14 protein-coding genes and 2 tRNA genes are annotated in these 17,742 nt (G+C 41.1%); 3 read left to right on the top strand and 13 right to left on the bottom strand.

The window, feature by feature from the left end; genetic code table 11:
* The first annotated feature begins 171 nt into the window (after nucleotides 1–171).
* Nucleotides 172–5,691: a UvrD-helicase domain-containing protein gene (locus B0682_RS06440; RefSeq protein WP_078307514.1), complete on the top strand. Its 5,520-nt coding sequence runs from the start codon at nucleotides 172–174 to the stop codon at nucleotides 5,689–5,691.
* 151 nt (nucleotides 5,692–5,842) lie between these two features.
* On the opposite strand, the gene B0682_RS06435 is transcribed toward B0682_RS06440, so the two are convergent.
* A complete protein-coding gene (locus tag B0682_RS06435) occupies nucleotides 5,843–7,447 on the bottom strand; it encodes an inorganic phosphate transporter (protein ID WP_078307513.1) in 1,605 nt (534 codons plus the stop codon).
* A 202-nt stretch (nucleotides 7,448–7,649) separates the two neighbouring features.
* Between B0682_RS06435 and B0682_RS06430 the strand changes: the two genes are divergently transcribed.
* Nucleotides 7,650–8,111, top strand: a complete 462-nt coding sequence (locus B0682_RS06430) for a hemerythrin domain-containing protein (RefSeq protein WP_003662283.1) — start codon at nucleotides 7,650–7,652, stop codon at nucleotides 8,109–8,111.
* A 61-nt stretch (nucleotides 8,112–8,172) separates the two neighbouring features.
* On the opposite strand, the gene B0682_RS06425 is transcribed toward B0682_RS06430, so the two are convergent.
* The 3 genes from B0682_RS06425 to rocF all read right to left on the bottom strand — a co-directional run bounded on the left by B0682_RS06425 (nucleotide 8,173) and on the right by rocF (nucleotide 11,250).
* On the bottom strand, nucleotides 8,173–8,583 hold the full coding sequence (locus B0682_RS06425) for a hypothetical protein (RefSeq protein ID WP_078307511.1): 411 nt from the start codon (nucleotides 8,581–8,583) through the stop codon (nucleotides 8,173–8,175).
* A 440-nt stretch (nucleotides 8,584–9,023) separates the two neighbouring features.
* Nucleotides 9,024–10,277 carry an ornithine--oxo-acid transaminase gene (gene rocD / locus B0682_RS06420; RefSeq protein WP_078307510.1) on the bottom strand — a complete coding sequence of 418 codons (1,254 nt, stop codon included), beginning with the start codon at nucleotides 10,275–10,277 and terminating at the stop codon, nucleotides 9,024–9,026.
* A 40-nt stretch (nucleotides 10,278–10,317) separates the two neighbouring features.
* Nucleotides 10,318–11,250, bottom strand: a complete 933-nt coding sequence (gene rocF / locus B0682_RS06415) for an arginase (RefSeq protein ID WP_078307508.1) — start codon at nucleotides 11,248–11,250, stop codon at nucleotides 10,318–10,320.
* A gap of 234 nt (nucleotides 11,251–11,484) precedes the next feature.
* On the opposite strand from rocF, the gene B0682_RS06410 reads away from it, so the two are divergent.
* Nucleotides 11,485–12,132, top strand: coding sequence for an RDD family protein (locus B0682_RS06410; protein ID WP_078307507.1), 648 nt, complete (start codon nucleotides 11,485–11,487; stop codon nucleotides 12,130–12,132).
* Nucleotides 12,133–12,371: 239 nt separating this feature from the next.
* Here B0682_RS06410 and panD read toward each other — a convergent pair whose 3' ends face one another.
* From panD to B0682_RS06365, 9 genes are all read right to left on the bottom strand, one after another.
* Nucleotides 12,372–12,752 (bottom strand): aspartate 1-decarboxylase, encoded by a 381-nt coding sequence (gene panD / locus B0682_RS06405; protein ID WP_078307505.1) that lies wholly within the window; start codon nucleotides 12,750–12,752, stop codon nucleotides 12,372–12,374.
* 150 nt (nucleotides 12,753–12,902) lie between these two features.
* Nucleotides 12,903–13,484, bottom strand: a complete 582-nt coding sequence (pth, locus tag B0682_RS06400; protein WP_078307504.1) for an aminoacyl-tRNA hydrolase — start codon at nucleotides 13,482–13,484, stop codon at nucleotides 12,903–12,905.
* Between the two features lie 53 nt (nucleotides 13,485–13,537).
* Nucleotides 13,538–14,224, bottom strand: coding sequence for a 50S ribosomal protein L25/general stress protein Ctc (locus tag B0682_RS06395; protein WP_078307502.1), 687 nt, complete (start codon nucleotides 14,222–14,224; stop codon nucleotides 13,538–13,540).
* A gap of 297 nt (nucleotides 14,225–14,521) precedes the next feature.
* A complete protein-coding gene (locus tag B0682_RS06390; protein ID WP_078307500.1) occupies nucleotides 14,522–15,472 on the bottom strand; it encodes a ribose-phosphate pyrophosphokinase in 951 nt (316 codons plus the stop codon).
* 152 nt (nucleotides 15,473–15,624) lie between these two features.
* A tRNA-Gln gene (locus tag B0682_RS06385) sits at nucleotides 15,625–15,700 on the bottom strand.
* 214 nt (nucleotides 15,701–15,914) lie between these two features.
* Nucleotides 15,915–15,990: transfer RNA gene (locus tag B0682_RS06380), tRNA-Gln, on the bottom strand.
* A gap of 112 nt (nucleotides 15,991–16,102) precedes the next feature.
* Nucleotides 16,103–16,603, bottom strand: coding sequence for a cytochrome c maturation protein CcmE (gene ccmE, locus B0682_RS06375; protein ID WP_078307499.1), 501 nt, complete (start codon nucleotides 16,601–16,603; stop codon nucleotides 16,103–16,105).
* A gap of 96 nt (nucleotides 16,604–16,699) precedes the next feature.
* Nucleotides 16,700–16,891: a heme exporter protein CcmD gene (gene ccmD, locus B0682_RS06370; protein ID WP_411350594.1), complete on the bottom strand. Its 192-nt coding sequence runs from the start codon at nucleotides 16,889–16,891 to the stop codon at nucleotides 16,700–16,702.
* Between the two features lie 46 nt (nucleotides 16,892–16,937).
* Complete coding sequence (locus B0682_RS06365) at nucleotides 16,938–17,717, bottom strand: heme ABC transporter permease (RefSeq protein WP_078307608.1); 780 nt, start codon at nucleotides 17,715–17,717, stop codon at nucleotides 16,938–16,940.
* Nucleotides 17,718–17,742 lie beyond the last annotated feature (25 nt).

Raw genomic sequence — 17,742 nt, 5'->3', positions numbered from 1 at the left:
TTGTTACTTATTCATTTTTTTGTTACTCAGTCATCATAAATATTATGAAACAGATTGAATTAAATTTCAAGAAACAGTTTAATTGTAAATAATGCCAATATCACTTATATTGATTTGGCTTATCTCAATCTATCTTAAAAATTAAATCATTCAAACATTCAGAGTTAAATCATGTTAAATATACCCGAGCTTATCGAACCTGCTTCATACCCCCCAAAAGCACCCAATCCCATTGCAGGCTTAAGCGAATATCTACAGGTAAATTTTAGCAAATATTTTGAGAATCTAACCGCAGTTAGCGACATTCAAACCATTTTAGCGCAAGTTCAATCAAAGCCAAATACCATCGTATGGCTTGACCTAGAAATTGAACCAAGCACTCAAAAACTACTCGATGGTGCGATTGTCGTTGGTCATTTATATTGGCAATTTGATGAGACGCTATTTAGCAGTTACGCAAGTCTATTTTTTGAGATTTTTCAAACTGCTGACCATTTAGCTGGGCATAATTTGGTTGAATTTGATTTACCAATACTGGTGGATTTTTTTAAGGCTATTGAGAAATTGAATGTTACCGATGATACACTGTCTCAATGGCAAGTCAAAACATGGGATACGCTTATTCTAAGTTGCCTGCTGATTCCACATCAACCTACCCATGCGTTAGCCAAACTATATAAAGCCAATACCACCCATAACAATCCTGTGTTGGACTGTGTTGAAAGTCAGATAATTTTTCAACTTTGTCTGACAGCATGGAACAATTTACCGTTAGACAGTCAGTTCTTATACCATCAACTACTGCCCAATCTTGAGAAATTATCCAATAACCAGTATTTTTGTATTGATGATGATTGCATCTTCGATTGGGATTCAATAACAAGTGAAATGCCTAAAGGCAATCAATCCGAACTGGTTGCATTGCTACAGCAAGCTTGTAACACAATTAAAAAACAAAAAATCAAACAGCAAAAAGGCATATTTAAAGAAACTCCCCATTCTTGGCAGTATCTAGGTTTGGCATGTTTTGTTAATTGGCTACGCTATTTTGATAAACCACAAGCCCGTCGCCCTGTGTGGATTACCAAACACCCGATTTATAAGCAGAGTTTTCAACACGCTGAAGACACCTTTTGGCAGATTGATGCCACTAATGAAGATTGGATTAACAGCCAATGTCAAGAATTTTTTGGTTTTGACAAATTGCGTGATGGACAAATGCAAATTGTCAAAGCCACCCTCGCCAATCAAGACATTCCATTAGGAATTTTGCCAACGGGGGGTGGTAAAAGTCTCACCTTTCAATTACCTGCGCTTATTTTTAGCAAGTACCAACGCCAGCTCACCGTTATTATTTCACCACTAAAAGCCTTGATTGAAGACCAAGTCATTAATCTTCATACCCAACTGCCCAACTATAAAAGCCGTATCGCCTATCTGACATCAGGGCAAACGCCTGAGACTCAAAAGAATATTATCACAGGCGTGTGGCAAGGTGATATCGATATCCTGTATTTAAGCCCAGAACGCTTACGTACATACAGCATTCGCCAACTGCTTAAAAATCGTACGCCTGCCTTTTGGGTACTCGATGAGGCTCATACCTTAAGCCAATGGGGCACAGATTTTCGTCCTGATTTTTTACGGATTGCTGACCACATTATTGCCTGTTATGGTTCCGAAATTGCCCAAAAAGTGCAGAATGACATCAAGGCAATGGCGAAAAAGCCCAGTAAAAATGACAATCAATTTGATTTGCTAGCAGGCAATACGCCCAAAACCGTTAATGAACCTGCTAGAGAATATGAATTTATTGCCCCAAGAGTCAGCCTTGTAACCGCTACTGCTTCTAGCCGTGTCAAAGAAGATTTGGATAAAGAATTGGTCAATAAACTGGTTACTTTAACGAATAATAAACCTTTGGTGCAATATGGTACACCTATCGATAACCTAACAATTTGGCGTGAGAATATTACCCCACATTTTGAGCAAGTGGCAAAAGACAACCGCATGACAAGAATTTATCAAATCTTGCATGAACGTCAAGCTTGGTATGAGCAAAACCATCTTGAAAACCCCGAACAAGGTATCGCTCTTGTCTACCTGAGAAACCGCAAAGCTTGTGAAGCATACGCCAAACACTTTGCTGAACAGAATCTCAAAGCGGTCGCCTATCATGGCAAACTGGATGAATCACAGAAAAAGCAAATTTTACAACAGTTCAAAAACAATGAACTGGACGTGATTGTTTGTACCAATGCCTTTGGCATGGGCATTGATAAAGCAGGCATTCATACCGTCATTCATAGTGGTGTGCCAAATAATCTTGAATCGTATGTCCAAGAAATTGGGCGTGGGGCAAGAAAATCCCATGAGCATGCTCACGCCTACATGCTATGGGACAATAGCGACATCGAAAATCAGTTTAAACAAGAACGCCTCTCTCGTATTCCCAATACCGAAACTCTAAAAAACTGCTGGGAGCAAATCAGACCGATTCTAGGCAGACAGCCTAGCGACCAATGGTTTGCAGGCAATTTGTTGTTGCCAATTTTAGGCATTGATGATGATGTGGAACAACTTAACACCCAAATTCGTGTGGCTCTATTGGCATTAGAACGCTACGGCTTATTGATTGAAAAAGAACAACAGCCTGCTTTTATTACCATTAAACCATTGCAAAGCCCCACAGCAGAGCATAATAGTAAACTACTTAAACTGTATCACCAATTACAGCAAATTAACGACAATTTACCGACCCAGACCAGTATTTATAAAACCACAGAAACACAGCCCACTCGCTACCACTTGCCTGAGCTTGCCGTGGCGTTAGGCTATTCGGTCAAGCAGTTACTAGACCTACTGCGTCAACTGGTCAAACTGGGATTTGCTCAATGGGAAATTGTGGTTAATATTCGCCTAAACCATACTGTCAGGCATCTAAAAAGTGAGTTTAATAAGAAAAAACGTATCCTTGATGCCCTAAAAGCCTTTATTAATAGCGATTTTTTTCAAGCACATTATCAACAGATGGATAGTGTGGATGGGTTTGAGCGTTTTGATGGCAAAGCCTTGGATAATTGGCTTGTGGCTCATCAGTATCAATTCCGCACCGCTAAAGACATTTTTCCAATGTTGCGAGCGTTAAATATCATTGCCACACGATATCACTCAAAGCATTATTTTACCGTCAGCTCAACCATTGAAACTAAAAACCAACTGGCAATTGAACAGCTTAGCGATGATTGGCACAACTGGCGAAACCTTGCCGAACAGCAAATCAATCAACTTGCTCCACTGCTTGATGAGTATATTTTTGCCAAGCTTGATGGCAAGGGGAAAGAAGTGGGGGTAAATTTCTCATTGGACGATATTGCTGAGCAACTCAATCGCTCACCAATAACCATTTTGCACCAACTTGAACAGCTACAAAGATTACGCATCATCGAGCTATCACGCCTTGATGATGATGCCAATGCGATTTTCTTTATTGGTGCGAATAAAACCAAAAAACCATATAACGCCGTTGCTTATCGTTACTTACAACAACATTATACTGACCGTTGTATGCGGATTCATGTGTTAAATCATTGGCTTAATAGCGACATGAACACCAAACGCTCACTGATGGAAGACTACTTTAGATATCCGTTAGCTCACGTGGTTAAGCAATATATTCCCAAAGACACCGATGTTACTCGCCCTTATCTCAAAGATTATAAAAAACTGATTTTACCCAGCCATTTAAGTAATGTACAAAAGCAAATCATTGAAGATAAAAGCCGTGCATCTATGATTTTAGCAGGACCCGGTTCAGGTAAAACCACGGTTGTCGTGCATCGGGTCGCTCATCTGTTGATGATTGAAGAGATTAGACCTGAAAAAATATTGATTTTAGCTTATAACCGTTTGGCAGTGTGTGAATTGCAAGGCCGCTTAAAAGCCTTAGTGGGGAATAATGCCAATGGCGTAACGATTTTGACTTTCCATGCCTTAGCCCGCCAAATCACAGGATTGTCAGAAAAAGATGCCACCAATGAACAACTGGACGAAATTTGTTCTAAAATTGCTCATCTAAATGAAGAAAAAAATGATGACAAACGGCGAAATAATGCCCGTTATCAATGGCTCATTGAGCAAGCAATTGCCCAGCTTAAAGAGTCTCCCCAATATTTTCAATATATCATGGTTGATGAGTTTCAAGATATTGATGAGTATCAATATGAGCTGATTGGGCTTTTAGCCGATTTACAAGAAGTTAAAGATGACATCACTGATAACAGTTCATCAAGTAACAGTTCATTAAGTAACTATGAACAGCGTGGTTATCTGATGGTTGTGGGCGATGATGACCAAAATTTATACGCCTTTCGTGGGGCAAGTATTGAATTCATTCAGCAATTTGAACAACATTATCATATTGATGTTTCACAAAAATATTATTTGCTTAATAATTACCGCAGTGCAGATAATATCGTGAATCTTGCCAATGACTTTATCAGTCAGTCATTACCTAATGAAGAGCGGTTAAAAGATGCTGATAATAGCGTCCAGCCCACTCATACTCACCCAGATTTACCGATTCGCCATGGCACATTTCATCAGCCAAAAGGTATTGATATGGCAAGTTGGATTGCTCAAGATATTCAAGCCAAACTGGCTGAATTTGAAAGTTTAGAGCATCAACCAAGCATTGCCATTTTAGCCCCCAAATGGCAATGCTTTGATGCCATACAGCATTATTTAGAAATTTTAGGCATAAACAGCCAACGCTACAATGAAAGCGAGCAGTTAATTCCGTTAAATAGCTTTATTGGGCAGGCTTTGTGCCAGTTCTTAGATAATGAACGCTTAGCAATAATCACTGGACAAGTTACCATATTTTTAGAAAATTGGCGAGAAGAACAACATTTAACCGCTTTAGATAAGGCGTGGCAGGCTATCTTAAATAGCATTTCAGACTTGGCTGATGTTACCTATGAACAAGTATTGCAACGGCTTGAAATGGCACAATATGACAGTAAAAAAGCCGTTTATTTACTCAGTTATCACAGTGCCAAGGGCATGGAATTTGACCATGTCTATGTTATCGACCAAATCAGTAACCAAATCAGTAGCCATCAGGAAAATGGCCAAGATACGGTCAGACCTTTATATGTGGCTCTGACACGAGCCAAGCAATCACTGACCATCTTGCAACATCAATATAATCACCATCAACGCTTAGCTGACTTATTGGCTAAACAAGGTCATCTATGCACCATTAAAACAGTCAGTAAGCCAAAATATCTAAGCTTCCACCGTTACTTACAACTTGAAGAAATCGTACTGACACCAAAAGCTTTAGTGAGTAAACAAGGGCGAGAATTTGTTACTCAAATTTTTGTTAAAGATGGCTGGGGCAAGCTTGATAATGTTTTTAATCAATTTTTGGTGAAAAGTTGGCAAAAAAACAGGGTGCCTGATGGTATTTACTCACCAAAAAACCAACTTATTTGTCAGTTTTCTCGTTATTTAACAGCACAACTTAACATGGCGAAACTTAACATCACAACCATACAGTTGGCAGGGTTTACCACAACCCTGTTTTATCAACAAGACATGACTTGGTACAAAAAGCATCAGTATCATGGTGTTGAAACTTCCCACTATTTGATAGTGCCATTTGTAAAATTTAATATTTATTTATAGATAAAATTTTAATAAAAAAATAGACAGTTTAAATCTTAGCACTGTTCTAGGGCGATTGTTCAAATGGTCATATCCAATAAATAACCATATCACCTTTATAATCACCAAGTCGTTGCCTTTTATCAATTTTACCAAGATACTGTCTCATAGCTTAAAAGATTGCATGAAACAACACAAAACTCAACGCTGAGATGATTGCAGCGGCTGGTAAGGTAGTTACCCACGCTAATACAATGGGTTTCATCAAGCCCCAGTTGGCATTTTGATTGACCAAACCAATGCCCAACACCGCACCCACTAAAATGTGCGTACTAGACACAGGCAAACCCAAAAATGACGCCATCATCACCACGCCAGCGGCAGACAACTCAGCTGTAAAGCCTGAAGCAGGGTGCATTTCTGCTAAGTTTTTACCCACCGTTTGGATAACCTCTTTACCAATAAACCACAGCCCCACAATCAACGCCACCCCAAAGGTAACCATCGCTATCATCGGCACAGCCGCTTGAGCTTGTACAGATTGGGTGCGTATCACGTCCATGATGGCGGCAAAAGGCCCAATGGCATTGGCAATGTCATTTGAACCATGACTAAAAGCAAAGCCAGAAGCGGTAAATACCTGCATCCAGCTAAACATAACAAACGTGGCTCTATCAAGATTTTCGTCTGTTTTTAGGGTTTTGGCATAGACAAAAGTTGCCATCCAAATCGCCACACCAATCATGCCCATCAGCAAAAATTTGCCAAGCATGGATATCCCCAAATCTAAGTTTTTTAACCCTTTAAACAACAGCATTGCTGAGACAATCATACCAGCCAACGCTGCCACCAAAGGCACCCAAGTTTGTAGTGCTTTAAAGGCTTGTAGCTGATATTTTTTTTGCTCAATCTGATACAACTTTTTGTAATAAGGGGTTTTGAAATCAGCTTCTGATACATTTACATTTTTTATCGTAAATAAATGGGCATCTCTCACCAATGACCCTGTATAAGATAACTTTTGTAAATCACTCAATCGTTCAAAGGCTTGCCTATCTTCTTCTAAAGTCAGTTTTTTTTGCTGATTAAGTTGACTGATAAGCTCTTGAGCTGAGTCATTATAGCTTAAGATGTGCTTTTTGATGTGATAAAACAGCACATACGACGCAATGCCACCAAGCACAGGAGACAACACCCATGACACAGTAATGCCACCTATTTTATTCCATTGAACCAATGACAGCCCTGAATCACTGCCACCAAGCATAAAGCCTAATGTAACCGATGCACCAACGATACCACCAATGATGGAATGCGTGGTTGAAACTGGCCAGCCTTTTTTGGTCGCAAACAACAACCAAAATGCCGCTGCAACCAAAGATGCCATCATGACAAACACAAACTGTAACGGCTCAATGTGCATCGCTTCTAAGTCCACGATGCCTTTACGAATGGTGTCCGTCACTTCACCGCCAGCAATCACCGCCCCAGACACTTCAAAAATCGCTGCCACACCTAATGCTTGTGGAATGGTCAGCGTACCTGCCCCAACAGATGTGCCAAATGAATTGGCAACGTCATTACCCCCAACATTAAACGCCATAAAGACAGCGAATAATGTGGCAATAATAAATAACCATGTGTTGTTATAATTTGTGTAGCCCAATCCCCACCAAATAAAATAAAGCGTAAAACCAATCAACACTGCCGCAAACACCACATTGACCTTAAAAGAACCAACTTGCGTCGTTTGCGTTGCCCCAGAAGATGATTGCATAATATCTCCCAATGCCTAATACTACTTAAGTACTAAAAATATGTGAATACTTAAACACTTAAAGCAAATGCACCAAATTAAAAGGTTAAAGTACGTAACTTCTAAAAATAATCAGTATGGTACTCATTTATCATCACCAGTCAATCAAACAAACTGCATTTCATGGTTTATTATATCTATTTTTAACTCAGGACATCCGTTTATGTACCGCATAGAACAGCTTCGCCCCTTATCTCGACAGCATCAGCTTGGCTTAAGCCTATCTCGTCAAGCCATGCAATGCCCCAAAGACAGCACGACTGATGACATTTTTAGGCATTGGCAAGCATTGGTGGCATATGTTCATGATGACCGAATCGCACATTTTGCGATTGAAGAGAGATATTTGGTTGCCCCTTTATTGGCAAATCATGGCAACCACCCCAAAGTGATGGCGCTTGGTAAGCAGCTGCTTGCCGAACATGAGCAGTTACGCACATTAAGTCAGCTGACTGAGTCTGCCAGCCACCCAACCATTGATGATTTACATGCCTTGGCACAAGCGTTATACGACCATATCCGCTTTGAAGAGCGAGAGGTTTTTCCAGTCATACAAGAGCTGTTGACAACCAAGCAGTTGGATACGGCATATCAGCAAACGCTTCAACATAACCCGACTAAATAATCCGACCAAATTAAGCCAAACTTCAATCCAAGAATACATCATTGACATGGTTTTGGCTTTATCAAAAAAATAAATACAAGTATCTTAGATCTCTATATTTAATTTCCTCACTGTCATAAGGTGCTACATGGAAGGTTGTATTATTCAATATGCCTTTATATCGAATCGGTTCAATAAAATTCTCTACAACTATTTTTCCGTTCATTTTTTTATTTTTTATATACACATATGTCTCAGGAGGATACTCAGCATAAGAAAAAAATAAATATGAATATCTGCTTAATACAATTCCATCATAAACTCTAAAAAAAGTATCCCTACCTTGATGGTGTTGTATTATTGTTATGCAAATTTCATCACAGTAATAATAAGCTGTTTCTTTTGCTAGAAATAAGTATGCCAAAAATATTGATATGGATATTAAAAAAATAACCTTAAAATAAAAACTTAATACATATTTAAAAATCGCCATTTAGTTAAAAACCTTATAATTGTTTACTTTTTGCATTCCAAGGAGTTTGAGTTATTAATGTTGCACTCTTAATTAATGTGATTAGTCCAGCAAAAATACTATCTTTTGCTATTTCATAATATTTATTTATTTTTTATGCCTATATTTATCAATCTATTGAACATATTAATAGATAGGCTTCTTTTTGATCTATCCAACCTGTGATTTCCAGCGGCTATAATATAAAATGATAAAAAAACCAAAAATAATGTTTTAAAAATAAAGCTTTAGTTCTTATGGCTTTCGGCCTTCAAACACCCTTTTAATTTAGCTCATTAAAGGCAGGTCAAAAAACAAGCCGTGTTAGCAAAAGGCATAACACGGCTTAAGTTTTAAACCATAAAAAGGGCTTAAATGATAAATGGGCTTAAATGACAAACTGACCCATTAAAACCATCATATCATCTGTCTGCTTCAAACTTGGCGACCGTTTTGGCGATGATGTCCACACACTCACGCAGTTGGGTTTCAGTCATCACAAGCGGTGGGGCAAATCGAATGATGTTGCCGTGTGTGGGTTTGGCAAGCAGTCCATTTTCTTTGAGTGCCAAACATAAGTCCCAAGCCGTACTGCTGTCTTCGGTGTCATTGATGACCACCGCATTGAGCAATCCCTTACCACGCACCAAGGTTAAAAGCTCATGCTTATCCACCAACTTTTGCATCTCTTCCCGAAAGATATGCCCAAGCTTATCAGCATTGTCCGCTAAGTTGTCATCACGCACCACCTCTAAAGCGGTTTTGGCAACCGCTGCCCCCAGCGGATTGCCGCCATAAGTTGAGCCATGCTGTCCTGGGCGAATGACATTCATGATGTCATCATCTGCCATGACCACTGACACAGGATAAACGCCACCAGAGACGGCTTTGCCCAAAATTAAGATGTCAGGACGCACATTTTCATGGTCAAGGGCAAGTAATTTGCCTGTGCGAGCAATGCCCGTTTGGATTTCATCGCCTAAAAACAGCACATTATGCTTATCGCAAAGGGCTTTGGCTTTGGCAAGATAACCTTCAGATGGCACATACACACCCGCTTCACCTTGGATTGGCTCAACCAAAAACCCTGCCACATCTTGATTATCAGTTAACGCTTGCTCTAAGGCTTGAAGATTGTCGTATTCAACTTTAATAAAACCTTGGGTATAAGGGCCGAAGTTTTTACGAGCATTTTCATCGTTAGAAAATGAGATGATGGTGGTGGTACGACCGTGAAAATTATTCTCACAGACAATGATTTTGGCTTGGTTTTCATCAATGCCTTTTTTCTCGTATGCCCATTTTCGACAAATTTTAATGGCGGTTTCTACCGCTTCTGCGCCCGTGTTCATCGGCAAAAGTTTATCATAGCCAAAATAGTCACAGGCAAAGGCTTCAAACTCACCGAGCTTATCACTGTGAAATGCCCTTGATGTTAAGGTCAGCGTTTTGGCTTGTTCGGTTAAAGTGGCGATGATTTTGGGGTGGCAATGCCCTTGATTGACCGCTGAATAGGCAGATAAAAAATCATAATACTGTTTGCCCTCAACATCCCAAACATGCACCCCCTCGCCACGGCTTAATACCACAGGCAAAGGGTGATAGTTGTGAGCGCCGTATTGCTCTTCACGGTCAATATAAGCTTGGCTGTTTGATGGTTGGTTGGTGGTGTTCATAGTGAAGTCCTTAAAAAAATATGTCCATGAATGATTTGAATTATTGGGTTGTGTCAGGCCTGACTAGGGTGGATTTACCAAACAAGGATTCAATAAAATCCACCATGATGACCGCTGTGCGATTGCGTTCATCAAGGGTTGGGTTTAGCTCCATGATGTCCAAAGATGCCATTAAGCCAGTATCAGCAATCATCTCCATACACAATGACGCTTCACGATAGGTAGGCCCGCCCATCACCGTTGTGCCAACCGCTGGGGCGATGCTTGGGTCAAGAAAATCCACATCAAAACTGATGTGTAAGTGGGTGTCATTATCCAAGTCTTTTAACGCTTGTTCCATGGTATGACGCATGCCATTTTCATCAATATAACGCATGTCAAAGACGGTGACGCCTTTTTCGTTGATGAAGTATTTTTCTTTAGCGTCCACACTGCGGATACCGATTTGATACACATCTTTTGGGCTAATCGCTCCTTTGATACCACCAATGGTGGTTAACTCATCAGGACCAAAGCCACAAGCACAAGCCACAGGCATGCCATGAATGTTGCCTGATGGAGTCATTTCGCTGGTATTAAAATCAGCATGAGCATCAAGCCAAAGGATACGCAATTTTTTGCCTTGCTCACGGCAATGGCGTGCCACAGCGGTTAATGATGCCAAACCTAAGCAATGGTCTCCCCCCATCAAAATGGGGAAGTTGCCATTTTTCAGCTCATCATAAACGGCATCGTGTGCCATTTTGTTCCATGCAACCACTTCATCAAAATGACGGTAGCCGTTCACAGGGGGCTGATTGGGATTGGCTGGGCCTTGCAAATTGCCACGGTCAATGACAGTAAAACCATATTGTTCAATGGCTTTATCAATGTCAGCAATGCGTAGAGCATCAGGCCCTAAGTTCACGCCTCGCACACCTGCGCCCACATCGGTTGGGGCACCTATTAAAGCAACGGTGGGTTTGTTTGTCATGTGTCATGTGTCCTTGATTGTTCAAATGTCCTTGATTGTTCAAATTTCTAGGGTTTATTTGAGTTAAATGGTCATCTGGGTTAAAAAAAATAGAGTTTAAAAAATTGACTATACAACATCTGCCATTCATACTCAAACACCATATGATATAATTCACGTTGAATTGTCCCATGTACTTATACCATATATTTGTACCATATATTTATTTAATGTCATTAAATTCATTCTCTTCTTATGCCAACCTTACCCCCCAAACACCCAGCCAATACCACAGGCATAAAAACTGTCAGCATCACCAACGGACAACCCACCATTGCCAAACCAACCACTCGCTTGATTGCCATCATTTATGACGGCATGTTAATTTTGGCATTGTTGTTTTTGGTGGGAACGGTGTTGTCAGTGATTGGCACACTGATGCTGCTGCCAGTTGGCACAACATCACAAGAAGCCCAAAAGTTACCAAATTGGTATCAAAACTTGATATTGACCCCCAGTTTTGTGCTAACGCTGGTGGGATTTTATGGCATATTTTGGCGACGAGCGGGGCAGACTTTGGGCATGCAGACATGGCGGTTAAAGACCGTCGGCACTGATGGCCAGCTGTTGTCATGGCAACAAAGTTTTATGCGTATCTTATCGGCGTGTGTGTTGCCATTCGTCTGTGGCTTCATTGGTTGGTTGTTGTATGGTTCACGCATGGCGATGGTATTCAGTGCATTTTTGGGCTTGCTGTTTAATTATGGTTTTTGTTGGCTAAACCGCCGTGGTTTGGCAGTGCATGACTTGCTGTCACAAACCTTAACCCTAAAAATGCCCAAAATCCAACACAAAAGCCTGTGGCAATCTTTTAAAAAACAGCACAAAAGCCACAACAAATAGCCAACCTCCACAAATGACCAACCAATAAAACCGCTGTCTGCACCAGCCACAGTGTATCGCCAATAAAAGCACATGACATGCACATTCATCACATCACCAACAAACAAAAACCGAGTCATGCCATTGACTCGGTTTGGTTTGCTTTATTCGGTTTGGGAAATTTTAAGTTTAGAACCACTTAAATTTAGAGCAACTCAAATTTAGAGCAACTTAAAGTTACCAACCGATTTAACCTTAACCTACAACACCTGCACAGGAATCACATTCGCAGTGTCTTTCACCGTATTATCTTCATTGCAATACACCAGCTTAGGCTTGTGTTGCTTGGATTGCTGTTCATTCATGCGAGCATAGGCACAGATGATGATGATATCCCCCAAATCAGCCATGTGAGCCGCCGCTCCATTTAAGGAGATGATGCCTGAGCCAGATTCAGCACGGATGACATAAGTACGAAAGCGTTTGCCATTGGTAACATTGTAAATATCAATGGATTCGTTCTCCAGCATGCCTGCCAAATCCAGCAAATCACCATCAATGCCACACGACCCTTCATAATGCAAGTCAGCATGAGTGACTCTGGCACGGTGAATCTTGCATTTGAGTAATTCAAGCTGCATACGCTTACCTCTATGGCTTTTATGAATGGTTATCAGGTGATTTAATCAAGGTGATTTAAATCAAGACAGTTTAAATCAAGACAGTTTTAATCAAGACAGTTTAAATCAAGACAGTTTTAATCAAGACAGTTTTAATCAAGACAGTTTTAATCAAGACAGCTTAAAGCTGTTAATTTGGTTACGAGCTTTTTCAATGTTCCCCAGCATCAATAAAGGCAGGGCATCATAACTGGCTTGCAACGCATTATCTATCGCAATTTGCTCATCAGATGATGGTTTAGATAACACATACCCAGACACTTTTGACTTATGCCCAGGATGACCGATGCCAATACGCAACCGATGAAAATCATTGCCAATGTGTGGGGTGATGTCTCTTAGTCCATTATGACCACCATGCCCTCCGCCTGTCTTAAGTTTGATGGCACCAGCATCAATATCCAACTCATCATGAGCAATCAAAATTTCATTGGCAACGATGCCATAAAAATTCACTAAGGGCATCACCGCTTGTCCTGAGCCATTCATAAAGGTTTGGGGTAATAACAGCCGTACATTACCCCCTTCAATATGACCATGACCAACAAGACCATGAAACTTTTTATCCATATTCATGCTGATGCCATACGTTTTTGCCAAATGATGCACAAACCAAAAGCCAGCATTATGCCGAGTTTGAGCATATTGCTGACCTGGGTTGCCAAGCCCAACGATGAGTTTAAGTTGGGACATGGAATGAATGACCTAAATTGGCTGATAATAATGGATTACTTATCATCATCATCTTAGGCTTCATCATTGTCATCATCAGATGCTTGTGCTTGTATGTCATCACTATCGACAGCAACATCAGCATCTTCAGCTTTCACTTCATCAACTTCTTCAACTGTTGGTGCTTGCATATTAACGATGGTACGGTCAGTACCATCTTCTTGCTCAAGCTCATAGATGACCACGCCTTCAGGCAACACGATGTCTGACAAGTGATAAGTATCCCCAATTTGCATCTTAGACACATCTACCACTAAGCTTTCTGGTAGGCGCGATGGTAAACAGATGATTTCGACATCAGTGACTAACGTAGATAAGATGCCACCTTCTTTAGTGCCTGGAGCGTCTTCTTTGCCCTCAAAATGCACAGGCACATTCATATGAATCTTCTGACCCTTAACGATACGCATAAAATCAGCGTGTAGTGGCACACCTTTGGCAGGGTGGCGCTGTAGGTCTTTAATAACCGCTTGATGTTCATCACCATCAACATTGATGGTCAAAATGTGTGAGAAAAATGCCTCGTTCTCCAATGCCTTAATAAGCTCATTATATTTAACAGCGATGGCAGTTGGTTCTTCGTTACCACCATAGATGATGGCGGGAACTAAGTTTTGCTTACGCAAGCGGCGGCTCGCACCTTTGCCTTGCTGTTCAGCACTGCGATTAACCGCATTTAATTGAAATTGATTGTTACTCATGGGATTTTCCTAAATAGGGAGAATAAAAAACGCATGGATAAAATAAGGATAAAACATGGATAAAAAAAGTGGGTTTGCGACCAACCCACCATCATGCCCAGTCCCATACTGCGACTGCTTAACTGCCCTGTTTTATCCCATCTTGTTTGTGCTGGCATTTTGTTTGTACTGACATATCAATCTGCTAAATTGAGACATTGATATGCCATTGATATGATGTCATTAGAACAAAAAATGCAGACAGCTTATTGTAGCCATTTTTTTTGCTAAATGCTAGGGCAATCATCAGTAAAATACTTAGAGATAATCAAACATCGCACTGATAGACTCTTCATTATTGATACGGCGTAGGCTTTCTGCCAACATCGGAGCAATGGAAACTTGGCGAATTTTATCACACGCCTGAGCATTAGCACGTAATGGAATGGTGTCGGTAACCACAATCTCATCTAACTCAGAGCCTTCAATGTTTTTGATGGCATTACCCGATAACACAGGGTGAGTAATGTAAGCCAATACTCGTCTTGCTCCATGCTCTTTTAAGGCAGCGGCAGCTTTACACAGTGTGCCAGCGGTATCCACCATATCATCGATAATCACACAATCACGGTCTTTGACATCACCGATGATGTGCATCACCTGAGCTTCATTGGCACGTGCTCGGCGTTTATCAATGATTGCCAAGTCAGCATCTCCCAACACTTTTGCCATGGCTCTGGCACGCACCACACCGCCCACATCAGGCGAGACCACCATAAGATTTTCATAGCCTTGTTGACGCAAATCTTTGAGCAACACTGGCGTACCATACAAATTATCCACAGGAATATCAAAAAATCCCTGAATTTGGTCAGAATGCAAATCCACGGTCATGACACGGTCAATGCTGACAATGTCCATCATGTCAGCAACCACTTTGGCAGAAATGGGCACACGAGCCGAACGGGGACGACGGTCTTGACGAGCATAACCAAAATAAGGCATGACAGCGGTGATGCGACCAGCACTGGAGCGACGCAACGCATCTGCCATCATCATGACTTCCATTAAATTATCATTGGTGGGGGCACAGGTGGGTTGTAGGATAAACACGTCCTTGCCACGCACGTTTTCATTGATTTCAACGGCAATTTCACCGTCTGAAAAGCGAGCCACATCTGCTTTTCCCAAAGGAATGTGTAAGTGGTCAGCGACGGTTTTTGCAAGTTCTGGGTGGGCATTGCCGGTGAATATCGCCAAGTAAGGCATGGGTCACGTCCTATAAATTGATAAGTGAGCATCCAAGCCGTTGACAAAATGAACAAAACCCAATCAAAAAATGACGCAACCATGAAAAGACACGTCAGGGAATTGACGTCAGCAGTGGCATACCACAATAAGAATTTAAAGATAGAAAAAAATGGCAGGGGTAGCTGGACTCGAACCAACGCATGTCAGGATCAAAACCTGATGCCTTACCAACTTGGCGATACCCCTAGATAATGGGTGGTTTATTATAAGCTGAATATCATAACCACAACAATGATGCAAACTATACCGAAAAAAGGGGATAATTGTCAATGTATTGGCTGATAAATAACGATCAATAATTTGTCTGTTTTAACAGATGGTGCATTGTTAAAAATCGTTAAAAGTTAAAAATCGTTAAAAATCTCTTTTTTAAGATGAAGTCTTACCATTCAAAGAGAAATGGCAGGGGTAGCTGGACTCGAACCAACGCATGTCAGGATCAAAACCTGATGCCTTACCAACTTGGCGATACCCCTGTATGGGGGGTTTATTATACATGCCTTTTTTTAATTTGCAAGTTTTTTACGCATTTTCTTCAAAAACACCAGTTAACTCTTATTCTAATAACTCTTATTCTAACGCATGTTTTTATTCTAACGTGGTGGTTTGATTGACTGGACTGGCTGGGGTGAATTGCTCGGAGCTGGGTTGTACCCCACGGTTGGCATGGTCTTGTTTGAGTGATTTGGCAACTTCTGGTGGCATGTAATTTTCATCATGTTTCGCCAGTACTTCACTGGCGATAAAGGTTTGACCTTGTAGCTCACCTGTTGCCACCACACCCGAGTTTTCAGCAAATAAATCTGGCAAAATACCTTCATAACGCACAGGCACAGTTGCTTTAAAGTCTGTGATGGCAAACTGCACATTAAGCGGATCGGCTGGATCACGTTTAACACTGCCAGCGACCACCATGCCCCCTGCTCGGATTCGTTTGTTTTGTGGGGCTTGTCCTGCTTGAATGGACGTGGGGTCAAAATAAAAGTCAGTCTGTTGCCCAATGGCATAAATCACCAAAACCACGGAGATGATTGCCCCAACCAAGGTTGCCATGACCCACATCAGTTTTTTTTGCCGTACGGTGTTCATCGTGTTTCTCAAAATGAAATAGGTGTGTTGGCGGTGCTAAAAGCACCCTATTTAATGATGGTTTGAATTTAACGTCTGATGTTTTAACATTTAGCCCTAACGTCTAACATTGGTACGGCGTAATGATTGCTGTCTTAGTTGTTGTAATAACTGCTTGCGTTGCTGACGGCTAAACCACATCAGCCCCAATACCATAAATACCGTAATGCCCCAACAAGACCACACATACACACCGTGCTTACCCATGGCAATAAACTCAGCAATGCTATAAAAATAGGGCTGTATCATACGCATCACCTCTTATCTTACTGATTGTCTTATCTTACTGATTGGTTTAAGATTCTTGCCGAATCAGATTTTGCACCCATGCTTTGCTTTGGTCACGTTTGAGTATCAATGTGTTGGTGCGATAGATTGCCAATGCTGCCACCAACAGATAACTGCCTATCAGCATCAATAGCAATGGTAACCACATATCAGCGGTCATTTTAGGGGCATCTCTTAAGGTGAATGTCGCTCCTTGGTGTAAGGTGTTCCACCATTCTACAGAATATTTGATAATCGGTAAATTAACCGCTCCCACCATGGATAAAATGGCAGCGGCTTTACCACGGTTTGGAGTATGCTCAAAAGCAGCAAATAACGCCATGACCCCTGCGTATAAAAATGCCAAAATCAGCATGCTGGTCAAGCGAGCGTCCCACACCCAAAACGTCCCCCATGTTGGTTTTGCCCAAATAGAACCTGTTAAAAGGCTCAACACACACAATAAAAACCCAATGGGAGCAATGGCCTGAGCAACAAGGTTAGCAGTCTTGATTTTCCACACCAAAAATATCACCCCAAGCACCGCCATTGCCATGTATATTGACATGGCAAGGCTGGCAGTAGGCACATGGATAAAAATAATGCGGTAGCTGTTGCCCTGCAAGTAATCGGGTGGTGCAAACGCCAAACCCCAAATACTGCCAATAAACAAGCAAATACTGCCTAAGATGGCTAACCACTTGACCCAAGGGGCAAAAATGGCAAAAAACTGACGTGTTCCCACTGTGGTTAAAAAGCCTTGCCACAGTCGATTAAACACACCAGAAGATTGCTTGGCAGTTGCCATAATTAAAACCTTGTTGGTTATTAAA

Source organism: Lwoffella lincolnii (assembly GCF_002014765.1).
Lineage (GTDB): Bacteria > Pseudomonadota > Gammaproteobacteria > Pseudomonadales > Moraxellaceae > Psychrobacter > Psychrobacter lincolnii.
This window is presented reverse-complemented; position numbering and strand designations above follow the sequence as displayed.

Excerpts from the sequence above, each read along its gene's own strand:
- B0682_RS06410 (WP_078307507.1), top strand. The coding sequence starts at position 11,485 with ATGCCAACCTTACCCCCCAAACACCCAGCCAATACCACAGGCATAAAA.
- B0682_RS06365 (WP_078307608.1), bottom strand. The coding sequence starts at position 17,717 with ATGGCAACTGCCAAGCAATCTTCTGGTGTGTTTAATCGACTGTGGCAA.
- pth (WP_078307504.1), bottom strand. The coding sequence starts at position 13,484 with ATGTCCCAACTTAAACTCATCGTTGGGCTTGGCAACCCAGGTCAGCAA.
- B0682_RS06430 (WP_003662283.1), top strand. The coding sequence starts at position 7,650 with ATGTACCGCATAGAACAGCTTCGCCCCTTATCTCGACAGCATCAGCTT.
- B0682_RS06425 (WP_078307511.1), bottom strand. The coding sequence starts at position 8,583 with ATGGCGATTTTTAAATATGTATTAAGTTTTTATTTTAAGGTTATTTTT.
- rocD (WP_078307510.1), bottom strand. The coding sequence starts at position 10,277 with ATGAACACCACCAACCAACCATCAAACAGCCAAGCTTATATTGACCGT.
- rocF (WP_078307508.1), bottom strand. The coding sequence starts at position 11,250 with ATGACAAACAAACCCACCGTTGCTTTAATAGGTGCCCCAACCGATGTG.
- B0682_RS06440 (WP_078307514.1), top strand. The coding sequence starts at position 172 with ATGTTAAATATACCCGAGCTTATCGAACCTGCTTCATACCCCCCAAAA.
- B0682_RS06395 (WP_078307502.1), bottom strand. The coding sequence starts at position 14,224 with ATGAGTAACAATCAATTTCAATTAAATGCGGTTAATCGCAGTGCTGAA.
- panD (WP_078307505.1), bottom strand. The coding sequence starts at position 12,752 with ATGCAGCTTGAATTACTCAAATGCAAGATTCACCGTGCCAGAGTCACT.
- ccmD (WP_411350594.1), bottom strand. The coding sequence starts at position 16,891 with ATGATACAGCCCTATTTTTATAGCATTGCTGAGTTTATTGCCATGGGT.
- ccmE (WP_078307499.1), bottom strand. The coding sequence starts at position 16,603 with ATGAACACCGTACGGCAAAAAAAACTGATGTGGGTCATGGCAACCTTG.
- B0682_RS06390 (WP_078307500.1), bottom strand. The coding sequence starts at position 15,472 with ATGCCTTACTTGGCGATATTCACCGGCAATGCCCACCCAGAACTTGCA.
- B0682_RS06435 (WP_078307513.1), bottom strand. The coding sequence starts at position 7,447 with ATGCAATCATCTTCTGGGGCAACGCAAACGACGCAAGTTGGTTCTTTT.